The organism is Vibrio mangrovi (assembly GCF_024346955.1).
GTDB lineage: Bacteria > Pseudomonadota > Gammaproteobacteria > Enterobacterales > Vibrionaceae > Vibrio > Vibrio mangrovi.
In genome coordinates this window covers 559,898-578,819 of the sequence record NZ_AP024884.1, presented here as the reverse complement: position 1 = coordinate 578,819, position 18,922 = coordinate 559,898, and the positions used below count along the sequence as shown (strand labels likewise).

At 45.4% G+C, this 18,922-nt stretch carries 16 protein-coding genes; 14 read left to right on the top strand and 2 right to left on the bottom strand.

The window, feature by feature from the left end; all coding sequences use genetic code 11:
• The first annotated feature begins 497 nt into the window (after positions 1–497).
• The 10 genes from OCU74_RS18770 (at position 498) to guaD (ending at position 12,619) form a co-directional block, all read left to right on the top strand.
• On the top strand, positions 498–2,030 hold the full coding sequence (locus OCU74_RS18770) for an ABC transporter ATP-binding protein (protein WP_087480845.1): 1,533 nt from the start codon (positions 498–500) through the stop codon (positions 2,028–2,030).
• On the top strand, positions 2,023–3,192 hold the full coding sequence (locus OCU74_RS18765; protein WP_087480846.1) for an ABC transporter permease: 1,170 nt from the start codon (positions 2,023–2,025) through the stop codon (positions 3,190–3,192). The genes OCU74_RS18770 and OCU74_RS18765 overlap by 8 nt, the downstream gene beginning before the upstream one ends.
• Positions 3,192–4,124: an ABC transporter permease gene (locus OCU74_RS18760; protein ID WP_087480847.1), complete on the top strand. Its 933-nt coding sequence runs from the start codon at positions 3,192–3,194 to the stop codon at positions 4,122–4,124. The genes OCU74_RS18765 and OCU74_RS18760 overlap by 1 nt, the downstream gene beginning before the upstream one ends.
• A 324-nt stretch (positions 4,125–4,448) precedes the next feature.
• Positions 4,449–5,525 (top strand): BMP family ABC transporter substrate-binding protein, encoded by a 1,077-nt coding sequence (locus tag OCU74_RS18755; protein WP_087480848.1) that lies wholly within the window; start codon positions 4,449–4,451, stop codon positions 5,523–5,525.
• A gap of 99 nt (positions 5,526–5,624) precedes the next feature.
• Complete coding sequence (gene xdhA / locus OCU74_RS18750) at positions 5,625–7,067, top strand: xanthine dehydrogenase small subunit (RefSeq protein WP_087480849.1); 1,443 nt, start codon at positions 5,625–5,627, stop codon at positions 7,065–7,067.
• A complete protein-coding gene (gene xdhB, locus OCU74_RS18745; RefSeq protein ID WP_087480850.1) occupies positions 7,060–9,558 on the top strand; it encodes a xanthine dehydrogenase molybdopterin binding subunit in 2,499 nt (832 codons plus the stop codon). The genes xdhA and xdhB overlap by 8 nt, the downstream gene beginning before the upstream one ends.
• On the top strand, positions 9,558–10,496 hold the full coding sequence (gene xdhC, locus OCU74_RS18740; protein WP_087480851.1) for a xanthine dehydrogenase accessory protein XdhC: 939 nt from the start codon (positions 9,558–9,560) through the stop codon (positions 10,494–10,496). The genes xdhB and xdhC overlap by 1 nt, the downstream gene beginning before the upstream one ends.
• 10 nt (positions 10,497–10,506) lie before the next feature.
• Positions 10,507–10,998, top strand: coding sequence for a 2-oxo-4-hydroxy-4-carboxy-5-ureidoimidazoline decarboxylase (locus OCU74_RS18735; protein WP_087480852.1), 492 nt, complete (start codon positions 10,507–10,509; stop codon positions 10,996–10,998).
• A complete protein-coding gene (gene uraH, locus OCU74_RS18730) occupies positions 10,995–11,318 on the top strand; it encodes a hydroxyisourate hydrolase (RefSeq protein ID WP_087480853.1) in 324 nt (107 codons plus the stop codon). Before OCU74_RS18735 ends, uraH begins: the two co-directional genes overlap by 4 nt.
• Complete coding sequence (guaD, locus tag OCU74_RS18725; RefSeq protein WP_200807724.1) at positions 11,318–12,619, top strand: guanine deaminase; 1,302 nt, start codon at positions 11,318–11,320, stop codon at positions 12,617–12,619. The genes uraH and guaD overlap by 1 nt, the downstream gene beginning before the upstream one ends.
• Positions 12,620–12,685: 66 nt before the next feature.
• Here guaD and OCU74_RS18720 read toward each other — a convergent pair whose 3' ends face one another.
• Complete coding sequence (locus tag OCU74_RS18720) at positions 12,686–13,150, bottom strand: hypothetical protein (protein WP_087480855.1); 465 nt, start codon at positions 13,148–13,150, stop codon at positions 12,686–12,688.
• 323 nt (positions 13,151–13,473) lie between these two features.
• On the opposite strand from OCU74_RS18720, the gene OCU74_RS18715 reads away from it, so the two are divergent.
• Together OCU74_RS18715 and OCU74_RS18710 are read left to right on the top strand one after the other, a co-directional pair.
• Positions 13,474–14,079 carry a DUF2057 family protein gene (locus OCU74_RS18715; protein ID WP_234993573.1) on the top strand — a complete coding sequence of 202 codons (606 nt, stop codon included), beginning with the start codon at positions 13,474–13,476 and terminating at the stop codon, positions 14,077–14,079.
• A 272-nt stretch (positions 14,080–14,351) separates the two neighbouring features.
• Positions 14,352–15,665, top strand: a complete 1,314-nt coding sequence (locus OCU74_RS18710) for a hypothetical protein (RefSeq protein ID WP_087480857.1) — start codon at positions 14,352–14,354, stop codon at positions 15,663–15,665.
• Positions 15,666–15,723: 58 nt separating this feature from the next.
• Here OCU74_RS18710 and OCU74_RS18705 read toward each other — a convergent pair whose 3' ends face one another.
• Positions 15,724–16,245 (bottom strand): GNAT family N-acetyltransferase, encoded by a 522-nt coding sequence (locus tag OCU74_RS18705; RefSeq protein WP_234993574.1) that lies wholly within the window; start codon positions 16,243–16,245, stop codon positions 15,724–15,726.
• 202 nt (positions 16,246–16,447) lie between these two features.
• On the opposite strand from OCU74_RS18705, the gene OCU74_RS18700 reads away from it, so the two are divergent.
• Positions 16,448–17,404: a transposase gene (locus tag OCU74_RS18700; protein ID WP_087480859.1), complete on the top strand. Its 957-nt coding sequence runs from the start codon at positions 16,448–16,450 to the stop codon at positions 17,402–17,404.
• Between the two features lie 333 nt (positions 17,405–17,737).
• A complete protein-coding gene (locus OCU74_RS18695) occupies positions 17,738–18,919 on the top strand; it encodes an efflux RND transporter periplasmic adaptor subunit (protein ID WP_087481174.1) in 1,182 nt (393 codons plus the stop codon).
• Positions 18,920–18,922 lie beyond the last annotated feature (3 nt).

The following is an 18,922-nucleotide window of genomic DNA, read 5'->3' as shown; positions in this document are numbered from 1 at the left end:
AAATATATCCCCTTTTGAGCCATCAATTTAACTGTACGTTATTCCCTATCCACTTCATTGATGTCAAGTTTTTATCTGATTTTTTACAGTAACCCGTATCTTCATTAGGACATTACAAGGACGGACATTACAAGGACAGACACTATATCTCATATCTTGTGAGGACAGACGCTTTTATCCCGCATCTCATCTTATGCATCTTGTGGGGACAGGCACTTTATTATTTCTTCTTTATTATTGTTACCGGGACAGACATCTAAGTTGGACATCTAAGTTGAATATCAGAGAACACATACTACTTGCCATCACACTCACTCACAGACTTTTACCATCATACTATCTAAAACAATTCTTTCAGCAAATGAATAGAAATCGCAAGATCGTCTGGTTTGAGTATATAATTCATCCGACTGATGATAATAAAATCAACAGTACTTGAACAGTTGGTCAGATTTTTGCATTACGCCAGCTGATGTTTTAAAGGGAAATCATTAAATATGACAAAAATACCACTCTTGGAACTCTGGAATGTCAGTAAGTTTTTTCCGGGGGTTGTGGCAAATGACAGTGTCAACCTGAAGCTCCACACTGGTGAGATCCTCGCTTTGTTAGGAGAAAATGGGGCAGGAAAATCAACACTTGTCAAAATGATATATGGCGTCACTCATCCCAGTCAGGGATCGATTATGTGGGATAACCACGAGATTGAAATCCATTCACCCAATCAGGCCCGGGCCATGGGGATCGGTATGGTTTTCCAGCATTTCTCCGTGTTTGAAACCCTTACTGTTCTGGAAAATATTGAATTAGGCCTCGATCCTGAATTTCTCCACAAAATTGATAATCTGAAACAGAAGGTGCTCGAAATAAGCCAGCGCTATGACCTTCAGGTTGACCCTGATCGCTATGTCCACCATCTCAGTATCGGTGAACGTCAACGACTGGAAATTTTGCGCTGTCTGATTCAGGATATTCGCCTGTTGATTCTCGATGAACCGACATCAGTTCTGACTCCTCAGGAGGTTTCCGGGCTATTTCGTGTTCTGCGGAAACTGGCCAGCGAAGGTTGCAGTATCTTATTTATCAGCCATAAGCTGAAAGAAGTCACAGAGCTGTGTGACCGGGCCGTTATCCTCAGAGGCGGGAAAGTCACAGGTGAATGTATTCCCGCACAGGAAACCCCTAACTCAATTGCCCGCATGATGGTCGGCAGTGACGCTGAACTCTCGGAGAGCTACCCCAAATCGTTAGGGGGACAGACACTTTTACAGACCAAAGCCCTCACTTTATCTCCGACTCATCCGTTCGGCTGTGGTTTGACTGATGTTAATCTGGAAATGCGAAGTGGTGAGATTCTGGGCATAGCCGGTGTCGCCGGGAACGGTCAGGAAGATCTGCTGGAAGCATTGAGTGGTGAAGATCACCGAACGCCTAAAGAGAGTATTTTTTTCCATGGCAAGCCGGTCGGACATCTGCATGCCGGTACAAGACGAGCCCTCGGAATGGCTTATGTGCCGACCAATCGCTTAGGTCAGGGTGCCGTACCGGAAATGAGCCTTGAAGAAAATACATTACTGACGCACACCGCAGAGCTGACCCGGTTCGGTTTTATTCAGCAAAAACTAATGAAAACTCTGGCCCGGAAACTAATCCGGGACAATCAGGTTAAATGTCGTAATGAACAGGCTCAGGCCAAGAGTTTGTCCGGTGGTAATCTGCAAAAATTCATCATTGGCCGTGAAGTCAATCAGCATCCGGCAATTCTGATCTGTGCTCACCCGACCTGGGGTGTAGATATCGGAGCTGCCAGTGCAATTCACCGTCAGTTAATCGCTTTGAGAGATGCAGGAGCTGCAATTATTGTGATCTCCGAAGATATTGATGAACTCTTTGTTATCAGCGATCGTCTGGCAGCAATTTATGAAGGCCACGTCTCTCCGATCGTCAAAACCAATGAAACCAATATTGAGCAGATCGGACAATGGATTGCTGGTGGTTTCTTAAAGCATGAGGAGATAGCCAATGCTTAAAGTCCAGCCCAGAATCGAAAGCTCACGCATGATGGCATGGTTTTCACCAGTGATTGCAATTTCACTGACGTTGTTCATCTCCAGCCTGATGTTACTCTGGCTGCATGTAAGCCCCGTGAAAGCTTTCGAAGTCTTCTTATTACAACCTTTCAGCGACAGTTATAACCTAGGTGAGCTGATGGTGAAAGCCACGCCATTGCTATTGTGTGCTATTGGTCTGGCTCTCTGCTACCGAGCCAATATCTGGAATATCGGTGCCGAAGGACAACTGTTGATTGGCGCCGTTGCCAGCAGTGCCGTTGCTGTCCATGTCAGTGAAGATGCCGGAACCGGAATGCTGTTGGTAACACTACTCGCCGGAATCACTGCGGGAATGTGCTGGTCGGCAATACCAACTTTTCTCAACCGTGTTTTTCACACCAATATCATCCTGACCACAATTATGCTCAATTACATCGGGCTCTATACCCTGCTCTGGGCCGTTCACGGACCTCTCAGCGATCCCGATGGATTTGGCTTTCCGGAATCTGTAATGTTCCCGGATGGTGTCATGCTCCCACTCTTGTCTGACAGCGGACGGGCATCAGTCAGTGTTGTTGCTGCCATTGTTATCGCAATTATCAGTGCGGTACTTCTGTTCAGAACATTACCGGGATTCAAGATCCGTGTCTTTGGTGAAGATACCTCAGCAGCCCAGTACGCCGGGTTCAATCAGAATAAAATCGTCTGGGGAGTAATGCTATTTGCCGGGGCGTTAGCCGGATTCGCCGGAGCTGCTGAAGTCACCGGTCCTATCGGACAATTAATTCCATCGGTCTCTCCCGGCTACGGCTATGCCGCCATTATTGTCGCTTATCTGGGCAGGCTGAATCCGGTAGGCATCATTGTCTCATCTTTCTTCATGGGAGCGCTGTATATGGGGAGCGATCTTGCTCAGATCGAGCTAGGGCTACCGACCGCAGTGACCGGGTTATTTCAGGGAACTCTGCTATTCTCACTTCTGGCTTGTGATTTTCTGATTTATTACCAAATCAAACCCCGGAGAAAGAAACCGCCGACCACTGTTTCTCCTTCAGCCCTTTCCTCCGGAGCTTCCGGAATATCAGATAAGACAAGCAATCATGTATCAACTCACCAGAAAAATGAAAATGGAGTGGCCTGATGGATATACTTTTCATCCAGCAAATATTAATTGCTGCTTTAAAAACGGGAACCCCATTGCTACTGATTGCTCTAGGTGAACTGGTCTGTGAGAAATCAGGTGTGCTGAACCTGGGTCAGGAAGGCATGATGCTGATGGGAGCCATGGCCGGATTTGCCGGCGCGTACTTCACCGGCAGCCTCGGGTTAGGACTTCTTATTGCAATGTTTGCAGGGACAGTCATGGCAGTGTTGTTTGCTATTTTGACGCTGACTCTGAATACCAATCAGGTTGCCACCGGATTGGCTCTGACCATTTTTGGTACCGGCCTGAGTGCTTTTCTCGGCAGTCAGTTGGTTGGGAATACCATCGAAGGATTTAAAGAAATAGCAATTCCCGGATTAAGCCAAATCCCGTTTATCGGGCCAATCCTGTTTCAGCATGATCTGTTGGTATATCTGAGTTTTATTATTGTCGGCGCCACTTGGTGGGTGATGCACCGTACCCGATTGGGTCTGACTATCCGGGCTGTCGGAGAAAATCCGCACGCCGCCAATGCTCTGGGTATCCATGTCATCCGGTTACGTTACGGCGTCACCATGTTTGGTGGTGCAATGGCCGGGCTTGCCGGGGCTTACATGTCATTAACTTATACACCCATGTGGATGGAAAACATGACCGCCGGACGAGGATGGATAGCACTAGCGCTGGTTGTATTTGCTTCCTGGCGAATCGGCTATCTGGTACTTGGAGCTTATCTGTTTGGATGTAGCTCAATTATGCATTTAATGATGCAAGGGCTGGGTATCGATATTTCACCAAACCTGTTAGCCATGATCCCTTATCTGGCAACTGTCATTGTCATGGTTCTAATCAGCTCTGATGCACTACGTCAAAAACTGGCTACACCGATGAGTCTGGGAAAACCATTTGATCCGAAACTACACTCATAAAAATGTGAAGTAGCAATAAAGAGCAACATAATCATGCAGATGTTTCATGATGGTGCAATTGTCGCACCATGATGAAGCACTGTAACAGCAATTTTTCTGAAATGGAGCCATACTTTCAGCTCATCATGAAGAATTGTGATGTGTTCAGTCAATAATCGAGAATGATTGAACATAACTGAGATTTTATTTTTCAAAAATACAGACCATTTGGTCAGGTTTTTGCAAGTCAGTCTTTTTATAAACTTTTTTGTAGAAACCCTTTTTGTAAAAACAAAATCTTTATACCCAAATAACAGTCAATAAACTGATGAAACGGAGTATTTCATGAAAATTAATCAGTGGTTATCCGTCGCGGCTCTGGCGCTGTCGGCGTTGTTTTCCGCTTCCACACTAGCCAAAGAACCACTAAAAGTCGGATTCGTTTATGTTGGTCCGATCGGTGATCATGGCTGGAGTTATGAGCACGACCAGGCCCGTCAGGAAATGGAGGCTCACTTTGGTGATCAGGTCAAAACAACTTTTGTTGAAAACGTTTCTGAAGGTGCTGACGCACAGCGCGTAATCACTCAGCTAGCAAAAGCAGGAAACGACATTATTTTTACCACTTCTTTTGGGTTTATGAACCCGACCCTCAAAGTAGCGAAGCGTTTTCCAAAAGTCGTCTTTGAACATGCGACCGGCTATAAAAGAAGTAAAAACGTAGGAACATATGCCCTGCGTTCTTACGAAAGTCGTTACGTCTCTGGTGTCGCGGCCGGTATGACAACAAAATCAAATGTCATCGGCTACATTGCAACATTTCCTATTCCGGAAGTGATCCGTGACATTAATGCGGTTTATCTGGGAGCTAAAAGTGTAAATCCGGATGTGAAAATCAAAATCGTCTGGGTTAACACCTGGTACGATCCGGGCAAAGAGTCTGATGCTGCAAATGCTCTGATGGATCAAGGTGTCGACGTGCTGCTGCAACACACTGACAGTCCGGCTCCTCTGATTGCAGCTGAAAAGAGAGGCGTGATGGGCATTGGACAATCATCAGATATGAGCCACTTCGCACCAAAATCACATATGTTCTCTGTACGGGATTACTGGGCACCTTACTATATTAAAACCGTTCAGGAAGTCATGGATGGAACCTGGAAATCAACAGATTACTGGGGTGGACTGAAAGATGATGTATTGCATATCACCTCTATCAATCCGTCACTGCCAGATGATGTAAAAGCTGCAATTAAGGACACTCAGGCAAAAATCAAATCCGGTGCGATTGTGCCGTTTACCGGTCCGTTGAAAGATAATCAGGGTAACCTGAAAGTCGCGGCAGGAAGCACGGCTTCAGACAAAGAACTGGTCGGTATGCACTGGTACGTCGAAGGAATTGACGCAACCATTCCAAAATAATTTTTAGCTCACTTCGTTCTAAACTTAACGGGAACGGAGTGAGTTTTTTTATTAAAAATAACTTGACCAAATGGACAGCTTTTTCAGGGAAGGAAACCAATGCTCGAAGTGATGATCAATAACCAAGTCGTCAGTATTCCCTCGGTATCTGCCGATATGATGCTACTGACGTACCTCAGAGAGCACAGAGAATTAAAAGGGACAAAAGAAGGCTGTGCCAGTGGTGACTGCGGTGCCTGCACCGTTGTAATCGTCGACCGTGATGAACAGAATGAACTTCGTTATCGTCAGATTAATGCATGTATTACTCCGTTACATGCACTGCACGGAAAACAGATCATCACGGTTGAATATCTGAAACAGCGAGAACAACTCCACCCGGTTCAGCAGGCAATCGTCGATCGGCATGGCAGTCAGTGTGGATTTTGTACACCTGGCTTTGTTATGTCGCTCTACGCCTTATCAAAGCAGAAACACAAACCAGATAATCCAGCCGATTTCCTGGCCGGAAATCTATGCCGCTGCACCGGATACGGACCTTTGATTGAAGCCGCTAACGAAATCGCCGCGGCAAAAACATCAGATCCACTCGATGAGTATCAGGCTGAAGTTCAGCACTGGATGAATCATGTTCCCCCACTCAACTCAGATCACTATTTCACACCTGAAAACCGTCAGCAACTGGCCGAACTGCGCCGGGCCTATCCATCTGCACAATTAATTGCCGGCGGAACAGATCTTTCTCTGGAAGTCACCCAGCGAATGGCACCACTGCCATTACTGATCGATGTATCAAATGTTGATGATATGCTGACTGTCACCGAAACCGATAGTGGCTGGCGTATTGGTGCTGCAATACCGATGTATCAGGTGCATCGGTTTATGCAGCAGAATTTTCCATCAACGGATGAAATCATCGAACGTCTGGGTAGTATAACCATTCGTCACCGTGCAACTTTGGGGGGAAGTCTCGGTCACGCATCTCCGATCGGAGATATCGCACCATTACTGATCAGTCTGAAAGGCCAGATTGAAATCGATAACGGCTCCGAACGGAAACTTTATGCGCCAGAAGACTACATTACCGGTTATCGTCAAACCCGCCTACAAGGTAACGAATGGATTAGTGCTATTCACCTGCCTAAAATGGACAGGCAGCAAAAACATGCCATATACAAAGTCAGTAAACGTTATGAGGATGATATTGCTACGGTCGTTCTCGCTATCAATCTCACTTTTGATGAACATGCACAAATTAGTCACTGCATCGTTGCCGCCGGGGGTGTTGCAGCAAAATCAGTTCGTTTGACAACGCTGGAAACAGTGTTCCTCGGACGGCCTCTGACACAATCTCTGATCCGGGAAGTTCAGGCTCTTGTTCCTCAGGTGATTCATCCGTTAAGCGACATCCGGGGTTCGGCACAATACCGGATCCGTCTGGTCCAGAATCTGCTTCAGCGTTATTACTTAGAATATAAGCAGTTGGAATATAAGCATCCGGAACATCAACAGATAAAAACGAGGCTGACTTATCATGCGTAAACTCATAAGCCATCCCTATACCGCACAACATCTGCAATCTCAGAAAACTCTGGAGACAGTCGGCCAGCCATTTCCCCATGAAAGTGCCGGCAAACAGGTCGCGGGTGAAGCATTATTTGTTGACGACTACCCGGAGCCCCGTGGCTGCCTGCATGGAGCACTGATTACCAGTGATATTGCTAAAGGAACGATGACACATCTTGACCTGTCCGACGTCCGCCAGTCCCCGGGAGTCGTTCGGGTCATTACCTGCCACGATATTCCCGGCCTCAATGACATCGGTACCATTCATAAAGGTGATCCGTTACTGTGCCAGGGTGAGATTCGCTATTTTCGTCAGCCTATTGCCTTTGTGATCGCAGAGACTCATCAGCTTGCCTGTCAGGCTGCACAGAAAGCGTTGATCGAGTATGAAGAAACTTCCGATCCGGTCATTTCATATCAACAAGCCTCACAGCGCGACCATCTGCTACCACCGCATCAAATGGGCACTTCCTTACAGGGACAGACACCGGAAGACGCTTCATTACGGGGACAGTCACCAGAAGGAACACTCAGGATTCAGGGCGATTTAGCTGTAGGAGGACAGGAACACTTTTATCTGGAAAGCCAGATCAGCCTTGCCGAACTCACGGAAGATGGTGGAATTTTTGTCCGGACTTCGACACAGAACCCCACCGAAGTACAAAACCTGATTGCGGAAGTGCTGGGAATCCCGTTCAACCATGTCACTGTGGACATGCGCCGTATGGGTGGTGGCTTCGGTGGCAAAGAAACCCAGGCAGCACCGTGGGCCTGCCTTGCCAGTCTGGGAACAATACTCACAAAGAAGGCCGTCAAATTCCGCCTACCCCGTGCTATCGACATGTCAACCACCGGCAAACGCCACCCTTTTTTCAATCGCTATGCATTGACAGCAACAGATGACGGCGAAATTTTGTCTGCTGACATTGAAGTGAACGGGCTTTGTGGTCATTCAGCTGACCTCTCCGATGCCATTGTCGATCGGGCGATGTTTCATGCTGATAACGCCTACTTTCTTGGAGATGCCTGCATTACCGGCAACCGCCTCAAAACCGATACAGTCTCGCATACGGCATTCCGTGGCTTTGGTGGGCCACAAGGGATGATCGTCATTGAAAAAGCAATGCAGGATTTGGGAGTTACATTGAGGCAGGATCCTTTAGATCTCCGCTTGAAAAATCTCTACCGTCCGGGAAAATCCGTGACACCTTACGGCATGGAAGTAGAACAGACACAAGAGCTGCGTGAAGTGCTCACCCGACTTGAAGCCTCATCGGATTACCGGCAACGTCGTCAACAGATTCATGAATGGAATCAGAACAGTCCAATACTAAAAAAAGGTTTGGCTCTGACACCGGTTAAGTTCGGTATTTCATTTACAGCAACTCATCTCAATCAGGCAGGAGCACTAATTCATATCTATACGGACGGAACCGTTCAGGTTTCACACGGTGGTACCGAAATGGGCCAGGGTTTACACACGAAGATCCAGCAAATTGTTGCCCAGACATTTGGTATTCCGATGGATTGGATACTGGTGACCTCTACAAGGACAGACAAGGTACCAAATACTTCTCCGACAGCGGCATCTTCCGGCGCCGATCTGAACGGTATGGCCGCCCACAACGCAGCAATGACTATTAAAGAACGTCTGCTTGATTTCGCCACGGCTCACTATTGTTCTCAAAGCCACAGCTCTGAGTGTCTGTCCTCGCAATCATCTTCTCAATCCAACTTCGGGCGTCTGTCCTCACAACCTTCCGCCACCCAGCCAGAGATTAAGGATGGAAAACTCTATTACGATTCGGGAGAAGTTGATTGGGCAACACTGATACAACAGGCTTATCTGAACCGAGTCTCTCTCTCTTCAACAGGTTATTACAGTACCCCAAAAATCGGGTATGACCGGACAAAAGCCAACGGGCGTCCTTTTTTCTATTTTGCTATCGGTGCCTCTTGCTCCGAAGTTATGATTGATACGCTTACCGGTGAGATGACGGTTGAACGGGTCGATATTCTGCATGATGTCGGAAACAGTCTGAATCCGGCGATCGATATCGGCCAGATTGAAGGTGCCTACATTCAGGGACTAGGCTGGCTGACAACCGAAGAACTAATCTGGAATGAACATGGACATCTGCTGAGCAACAGTCCGATGAACTATAAAATTCCAAGTATCTGCGATTATCCGAAACAGATGAATATCACTCTCTATGATGTTCCGAACCCGGAACACAGTATCTATCGCTCAAAAGCTGTCGGTGAACCGCCATTTATGCACGCAATCAGTACCTGGTGTGCAATTTATGATGCCATTGCAGCAATTTCCGATCACCAGATGATTCCTGAGCTGGATACGCCAGCAACAGGAGAAAGGATACTCACAGCATGTCAGCAGCAATATGACTGGCTGGAGCAAGGAGGACAGGCACCCAATCAGCCAGCAGAAACCATAGGGAATAGATGATGAAAACGGGACAATCAATACTGACATCCGCCAGTGCAACCACGCACTGGCTGAATGCTTGTCAACTGCTTGAACAGCAAGGTATGTCCTACTGCCTTGCCACCATTGTCGCCGCAGTCGGCTCGGTTCCGAGAAACAGTGGTTCTAAAATGGTTATCACGACTCAGGGACAATATGACACACTGGGAGGCGGCAGTCTGGAACAGCAAGTGATACAAACAGCCAGAGCCGAACTGAACAGACGCCGTCAGTTAACAGCTCAGGAACCGACGATTGCAATCGAACGTTACAGTATGGCCGCAGATCTTGCCCAGTGTTGTGGCGGAGCAGTTCAGGTACTGTTTGAATATTTTAACCTTCAACAGGCCCGGGTTACGGTTTTTGGCGCTGGCCATGTCTGCCAGGCACTTGCACCCATTCTGAATCAGTTACAATGTCACATTACAGTTATTGACTCACGTCCTGTCTGGTTAGAGCCGTTGAGTATTCAGGGTATCCAGACGCAGTGCCTTACCTCAGCAGAAGAAATGATCGCTGCGCAACTTCCCGGGACTCACCTTGTCATCATGACTCACGACCATAGTATGGATTATGAACTAACCCTTCTGGCACTGGAAAAACAATGTTTTCCGTATATCGGCCTCATTGGATCGGAAGGCAAAAAACAACGTTTCACTTATCGTTTGAAAGAACAGTTGAGCAGCCCCGATCTTGTCTCACAACTGACTTGTCCAATAGGCCATCCGGAAATTAAAGGAAAACTGCCAATGCAAGTTGCACTTTCCATAGCAGCACAACTAAGCGCTCTTTTTGAACAGAAGACAGCAACACATAGTGAAGTCAAAGATTTTCAATCCCATTCCTCACAAAAGAAACAGCAATATCTCTGGCAACAAGCCAGTGTGTTGTACAAACACAGGTCAATAGAAGATAAATAGAGAGAGATTCATGGGCTCTGAAACCAAAACTATTCATTTAACCCAGACACAACTGGCCCAGATTTGTACCAGTACTCTCTGGCAACAGTTGATGCTGACACGTATGCCCTGTACCGATTATTCTCATTTCTGTCAGACTGCCGATGAGGTATTCGCACAGCTCTCAGAAACAGACTGGCTGGAAGCATTTGCAGGCCATCCGATGATCGGTGATCTGGCAACATTGCAGAAGAAATATAGTCAGGGGAAACATCTTAGTGAACAGGAACAAGGACAGGTAACACAGGCTTCGGAGGGAGTACTGAAAGACCTTTTATATTACAATCAGGCCTATCTGGAAAAATTCGGCTTTATTTTTATTATTTGTGCCAGCAAACAATCAGCAGAACAAATATTACACCAGCTACAGGTAAGAATAAGAAATAACAGAAATCAGGAACTACTTAATGCTGCCACAGAGCAGCAGAAAATCAGTCACCTTCGTATGGAGTATTATCAATGAGTACGTTAAGTTGTCATATTCTCGATACCAGTTCCGGCTGTCCGGCAGCTAATATTCTGGTCAAGCTCAGTGCTTACCAGAGCAGTGAATCACTGGCATCCGCTACAACCGATGCAGATGGACGCATTCGCTTTGAAAACATCCGGTTATCTGCAAATGCATATACCCTTTCCTTCCATGTAGCGGCTTATTGTGAACAAACATTCGGCCAGACATTTTTCCCGAAAATCGAAGTTCACTTTCAGGTAGCAGAACAGCGACATTACCACATCCCGTTACTGCTCTCCCCTTACGCCTATTCAACCTATCGGGGAAGTTAATCATAATGACAAAAAAATTTCACCGGGGAGCTACTTTACACTTCCCGAAGAACACCCTTTGCCCTGAACAAAATTATCAATATCTGGAAGACGCAATTCTCATTACGGAGCATGGGAAAATTATCGATCTGGTTGATGCGGAACTTTTTCTCACAACACATCCTGTTCCACCAGAACAAATCGTGAACCATTCCGGATTGCTGATACCGGGGATGATCGACACTCATGTTCATTATCCGCAGATGGAGATGATTGCCAGTTATGGCCGTCAGTTACTGGAGTGGCTGAATGACTACACCTTTCCGACCGAAGCGAAATATGTCGAACAGCACTACGCAGCACAACAAGCTGATGAATTTCTTCAACAGTTATTCGCACACGGAACGACAACAGCAAGTGTCTTTGCCACGGTTCATCCTCAGTCTGTCGATGCTTTCTTCACGGCAGCAAACACCTATCAGGCCCGGATGATCTGCGGAAAAGTACTGATGGATCGTCACTGCCCCGATAACCTGCGCGATACCGCAGATTCCGGGTATCGTGAAAGTAAGATATTGCTCGAGAAATGGCACCATCAGGGACGAGCACTGTATGCAATTACTCCCCGTTTTGCCCCAACCAGTACACCGGAACAACTGGTGTTAGCAGGACAGTTGGCTCAGGAATACCCGGACGCTTTTATCCAGACACACCTGAGTGAAAATACAGACGAAATCAATTGGGTCAAAACGCTGTTTCCGGATGCTCCGGATTATCTGGGCGTCTATGAACGCTATGGATTGGTTCGGGATAGAGCACTGTTCGGTCACGGCATTCATCTGGAACCCCGGGAGTACAAGACACTGGCCAGTAATCATGCCAGTGTTATCTTCTGCCCGACATCAAATCTCTTCATCGGCAGTGGTCTGTTCCCTTACTTCTCGGTCAAAGAACATGGGATCCCAGTTGCGATTGCCAGTGATGTCGGTGGAGGAACCAGTCTGAACCTACTGGTAAATCAGGCCGAAGCATACAAAATTCTGCAATTGCAACACCAAAATCTCAATCCTTTTGAGTCTCTGTATCTGTGTACTCAAGGGGCTGCAGCTGCAATGCAACTGGAACATCAGATCGGAAACTTTAATCCCGGAACTGAAGCTGATTTTATTGAATTGGATTTCGGCGGAACACCTATTCTGAAACAGCGAATAAAACAGGCTAAATCATTGGAAGAAAAGTTATTCGCTTTGATCATGCTGGCAGATGAACGGGTAATCCATCAAACATATGTACATGGCCAGCAAGTCTATTGCCGCCAGTAACTATGCATAGAAATTCCGGGATATTCACAATAATCCCGGAGTCTCTTTTCAGGCAGGAAAACTTTATCATCCCCGATGGCATTGAATGTTATCCGGTAGGTTCTTAGCTTTTAACTGTAACTGTTGTTGGTCCAACCGGACAATGTCTAATGTCCCACCGGCATGTTTCGGAATGTATTGTTTCAGATTCAGCATCGCTTCCCATTCAGGATGCGTTATATTCTCCACAGTCAGTTGCTTTGCCTGCAGAATCAGTTTCTCTCCTTCAAGTTTCCAGGTACCGTGACCGGAAACCGCATATTTCACTTTGATAGGCTGTCCCGGCAGACTGGCAACTAATGTACCGCTGGTGACGTACTTTTGGGATGAAAGGTATTGCTCCTGAGTCGTCAGGGTTAACTGATATAAAGGCTGACTTAACGAAGCCGCACAATCCCACTTCCCCTGTAACAAAGCCGGATTCCCGGCAGCCTGAGTAACGAACGAAAAACCACTCAACAGAAGACAACATAACAAATAAAAATAACGCATCACTACTTTCGCTTAAACCACAATCATAGCGTCATCATAACTGATTTTTATCTGCAGGTGTCAGAACAAGGTAGGATTACAGACAGTTGCAAGGACAGACACTTTAAGCAGTTATAAGGACAGATACCCTAACTCCTTAAAATCTCAGAGATAACCTTATGAGGACAGGCACCCTAAGAGAAATTCTTAAATTTGTCACTTGTAATTCAGACAATATCTATGCATCCTTATCTCAATTAACTATTTGATTACAAAGGATAATAATAGTGAATATATCCAAGGTGTTATCATTCACCAGCATGATTTTACTAAGTAGCTCAGCCATGGCAAAAGTAACAATTGATGTTCCTGAAGCTGTTGATATTCTTGTTGCAAACGGTAGTAAAGCAGAAATATCCGGTGGTGGTTTTTTTGATTCGCAGAAAAAACTACATTTGGAAAATGGACTTCAACAAGTTGTTTTCCGTTATGAACCCTTTTTTCAGGAAGGTAAAGAGAATATCGGTGTCGAAAGTGATGTCATTGTTGCGGTGTTTAATGCAGAAGATACAGGCCTTGCTTTCCAGCTTCCCAAGTACAGAAACTCCCGGGAAGCTCAGGATCGTATTGGTAACATGCAATGGTCTCTGACAAATCAGAATGGACAGAATGTTGAAGTAACCAAAGATAAGTTATTAAAAGATGGTATGCAGATTGGTCGTAATTACTATACAGAAATGTCAATTTACAATCAGTCAGGCAAAGTCGCTTCAATTCCTGAATACGCACCTCAAAATGTGGCTCAGATTAAAACAATACCAGCCCGTTCGGTAACATCTTCTCAAACAAAAACCTCGGCAACAACAGCAGAGACAATGTTACATTATTGGTATGATCAGGCTGATGAACAGACCCGCTCACGCTTTAAGCAGTTCATTAATCAGCAGTAATATCCCAGTTAAAACTAATATCACTGTCTCTATATTCGGTTAGTGACAGTGATATTTCCACTCTTTACACTCCTTCTGTATAAATTCCCCGGAACATCCTTCCACTACAATCACGGTGTAAACGTGAAACCACTTCAAAGACCACTCATAACAGACACCAGATTATTGTCATAACACTGGTATAAGATAGAGAGGTATGGCAAGGTAGAACAATAAGACAAATCGTGAAAAATAACTGCTAAGTAGATAGATTCATTATAAGGATAAGCAACATGAAACCGATAAAATCAACGGTCGCTCTATGCCTGCTGATCGGAATTGCTGGTTGTCAGAGTACACAAAATCAAAATTCATCGGACAGTCCTACCAACAGTCAGGCTCAGTCTTATGCACTGTTTACTGATATCCAGAAGACTTACCAACAGTGGTCCAAAACGCTCGCTAATGCTGAATCTTTAGAAATCTACTCAGCCACACATTATCAAAAGCTACAGCATGACTGGAAAGAAGCTCAGGATTTATATCGGGAAATTCAAACTGAACCTTCGAAGTCGACTGAGTCCGTATCGATTTTCTCAAGTCAAACATATGCAGATAAATTCAATCAGTATATAAACACTGTAGAACAGCAGTTGCATCAACTTCAGGCTTTGAAAGAAAAGGCAGATCATTTTCTGACCGATTCTATTGCTGAAATGGATTATCTGAACCAAATTGATGCCAAACAATACGATGCAAGAGAATATAAACGGGTAAACGAGATGTTTCATACTCTTTTCGAGTATGTCGCCAAAGATGAGCTGGAAAAGGCTCAGACAAAGCAAGTTGAATTTCTTAACACTTCCCGTGGCCTTGAAGTAAAAATTATGCATCTCAAATATGTTCAGCCATTGCAGAAAAAACTGTCAGTACTGAAACGGGAAGAGTTTAACGAGGTAGCTCCTATCACCTATGCTAAAGCCAGTCACCAGATCCAGCTTGTAGAAACAATAGCTCAATCCAATCCCCGGGATCTTGAGGCAATGGAAAAAGCGGCACAGCTTGGTCAGTTTGAAATAGACCATCTGGAACAAGTTACACATATGGTGAAACAGTTGCGTAGCATTGAAGATGGTAAATTTGAGCCAACTGTTCTTGAGATCGAAAATAAATTGTTGGCAATTTCACAAGCGATCGATAATTCGGACTACCGGGACCAAGTTTTAAGAGAACAGACAAATCGTATTCTGGCAAGCGTAGAGGCACTTCACCAGTCAGCCCAGCAACGACAAGAAAGCTGGCAGGCTGAAAATGCTAAGCAAATGCAGACTCTGGCAGAACAGCAACAGAGTAATCAGAAGCTACAAACCGCACTAACTGATGCTTATCAGAAACAACAATCCCTGCAGGATCAGTTATCCAAAGAACAGGAACATGTAAAAAATCTGGAAACGTTGGTTGCTCTGTTAAAATCACAGCAGTCATCCCCAACAATAGCTCCTCAACCAGAGCAAAACAAATCAGAGACATCAGCTCAAAACTCTTCCGCGACTTCTGAAACGAATACAGAGAGTTCAGAAACTGAAAATACAGTACCAGCTCAATAGGGCAATTGATTTGAATTACTTTTTTAGTAAGGATGGCAGATTTGCCATCCTTACTGGATTATCGGCCATCAGCTCCGAACCCTTCGTGAAACATCACACTTCCCTTCGGAAAATTTCCATCAAATGACAGTGCAAAAAATACTTCAGGGGGAACACCTTCAATACTTAGCCCTGGGACATTCTCAAAACCAAATTTACGATAATATTCCGGATGACCAACCAGACAACAACCTTTCGCGCCACGAGACTCAAGATATGATAGGCCTTTCTGTATCAACGACTTACCAATCCCCTGACGCTGATAGTCTGGGTGGACAGAAACTGGTCCTAATCCATACCAATCGACAGTACCATCTGATATGGTGACCGGAGAGAATGCAATATGTCCGACAACACATCCTTCAATTTCAGCAACTAATGATACTGTTAACACACCAGCTTCCCGCAGAGCTTCAACAATAAACTGTTCTGTGTGGTTACTGATCTCTAGCTTCTCGAAAGCCAGTTCAGTTATGTGAGAAATCTCTTCATAGTCAGAATTTTTTTCATTTCGAATTAGTAGATTTTGTATGTTCATCATTATTCCTTACTTTACTTAGCAGGACACACGCTCGTTTTTTACGAGGACATACACCTTAAGACAAAGTCAGTATGTCATCCTTTATCAACATCAAAGTTACATCGAAAAAAACAATATGACTCGTATTGTGTTCATATACCCCTTTCCCCCAACCCTCCACTTCGACATACTGCCAGCACCATTCACAGACAGTATTTCCTTCATGACTATCGCCAGAGCTCAGTTGGTTGCTCTTCATCTCACCACCTACTATCACTGTGTATCACGCTGTGTCCGCCGGGCATTTCTGTGTGGTGAAGACCCTCTGACCGGAAAATCTTACGCGCACCGGCGTGACTGGGTTGAACAACGTATTCTATCCCTGGCTCAGGTTTATTGCATCGACATCTGTGCCTATGCCGTGATGAGTAACCATTATCATCTGGTGGTTCATATCAATCAGGCAAAAGCCTCACAACTCCCGGACAGTGAAGTGATTGAACGCTGGAAGAAAGAACATCAGCTCCCTTCTCTGATACAACGGTATCTGAAAAATCAGGTCTCTCCATCTGAAGCTCAGGCCTGTCGAAGAATCATCCATCTCTGGCGGGAGCGACTCTATTCCCTGAGCTGGTTTATGAAAGAGCTCAATTTCAGTATTGCCAGACAAGCCAATCAGGAAGACCAATGTCGTGGACATTTCTGGGAAAGCCGTTTCAAGTCTCAGGCATTACTGGATGAGAGAGCGTTGCTGGCGGCCATGGCCTATACCGACCTAAATCCGGTTCGGGCAGGTATTGCTGAAACTCCGGAAACATCAGAATATACCGCCCTCAAGAGACGGCTTGACTCACTGGTGGATAATCCACCTATATCATCGGGATTATTTCCATTTGTTGGTGAATCCTATCAGAAAAAGACTGATGGTCTTCCATTTCGTTTGATTGACTATATTGAGTGGGTCGATTGGGTGGGGCGGCAGATCCGAGAAGGTAAACCGGGATACATTGATAGAAATCAGCCCGTAATTCTTGTGCGGCTGTCTTTGGGGCAAACCGCGAGTTTCAATCTATGTACCCAATTTGAGCGAAAGCGGTGTTTGTGGATTGGTCACCCCAAACGACTTCAGGTTGTCAAACACAGTTTGAATAGACAGCGACTGCATGGATTCTCAATATAAATTTTTTCCTGCCAGAACATGACCTCATAAGCATATCAAATCATTTGTAACATATATAAAAACACTTATCAGCTTTAAGCCAGTCACACAAATATCATACACTTTCCCCTCATGTTTTCCTTCCGAAGAAAAGCTAGTTCTGTCCACTAGTAAAAAACATATCTATATTCTTATAACTCTTTGATAAAAGAGTGTATGTCCTCGTAAGAATGGAGTTGTAAAGTTATGTAATCCCTAGTGTGTGTCCTTGTTAGTTGTCAACGCTTGTGGCAGATTAACCATTCAAACATATTTGTGACACTTGTTGTTTATCTATATGGTCTCTTACCTGTTATGAAAAAACTATCGAAACAATTGCTGTTCTTTGGTGTACTTCTACTTATTGCCCTCTCAGCCGGAGTTGCCTACTGGTGGCTACAACCAGAACCACAGCCGATTTATGCAACACAAACCGTGAAAAGAGGTCACATTGAAAATAGTGTTCTTGCCAACGGCATGTTACAGGCATCCAGACTGGTCAGTGTCGGCGCTCAGGTCTCCGGGCAGATTGTCAACTTACCAGTAACATTAGGTGAGCAGATAAAGAAAGGACAGTTGATTGCTCAAATCGACAGTCTGACACAACAAAATAGCCTGAAAGAATCTCTCGCCTCTCTTGCCAGCCTGAGGGCGCAATACCGGGCTAAACAAGCTCAAATCCGACAAGCCCGGCTGGCATATGACCGCCAGAAAGCGATGTTGGCAGATAATGCCAGCTCCAAAGCAGATTATGAATTAGCCGAATCTAACCTTGCTGTCTATCAGGCAGAGCTGGATGAACTGAGTGCAGGAATTGAACAGGCAGAAATCAATGTTGACTCCGCCAAAGTCGATCTGAGTTATACGACGATCTCAGCACCGATGGACGGAACTGTCGTTTATACCGCTGTTGAAGTCGGTCAGACAGTAAATGCCAATCAAACCACACCGACCATTGTTGAACTGGCGAGCCTGAATAAAATGACGGTTAAAGCAGAAATATCCGAAGCGGATGTCATTCATGTCCAGCCAGGCCAGCCGGTCTATTTCACCATACTGGGGCAACCGAATCATCGCTACAAAGCAACTTTACGAGCCATTGAACCGGGGCCGACATCAATGGACGGAGATGACAGCGATATGGCATCTGATGATTCAGAAGCAATTTATTATAATGGCTTGTTCGATGTAGATAATCCTGATGGTGTGCTGAGAATCGGCATGACAGCACAGGTAACCATTGTTCTCAATCAGTCTGATGATGCCCTGATTATCCCATCTCAGGTGTTACAACCCAGTCCTGATACTCCAAACAGTTATCAGGTACCGGTGCTGGTAAAAGGCCAGATTGAATTTCGCGATGTAACAATTGGTATAAACAATAAGGTCAGAGCCGAAGTACTCAGCGGTCTGCAGGAAGGAGAGAAAGTGGTTCTCAGCCTGCCAAATAGTGAGACTTATACTTCCCGTCGTTTCCGTCGGCCCATGGGGATTTAAAAG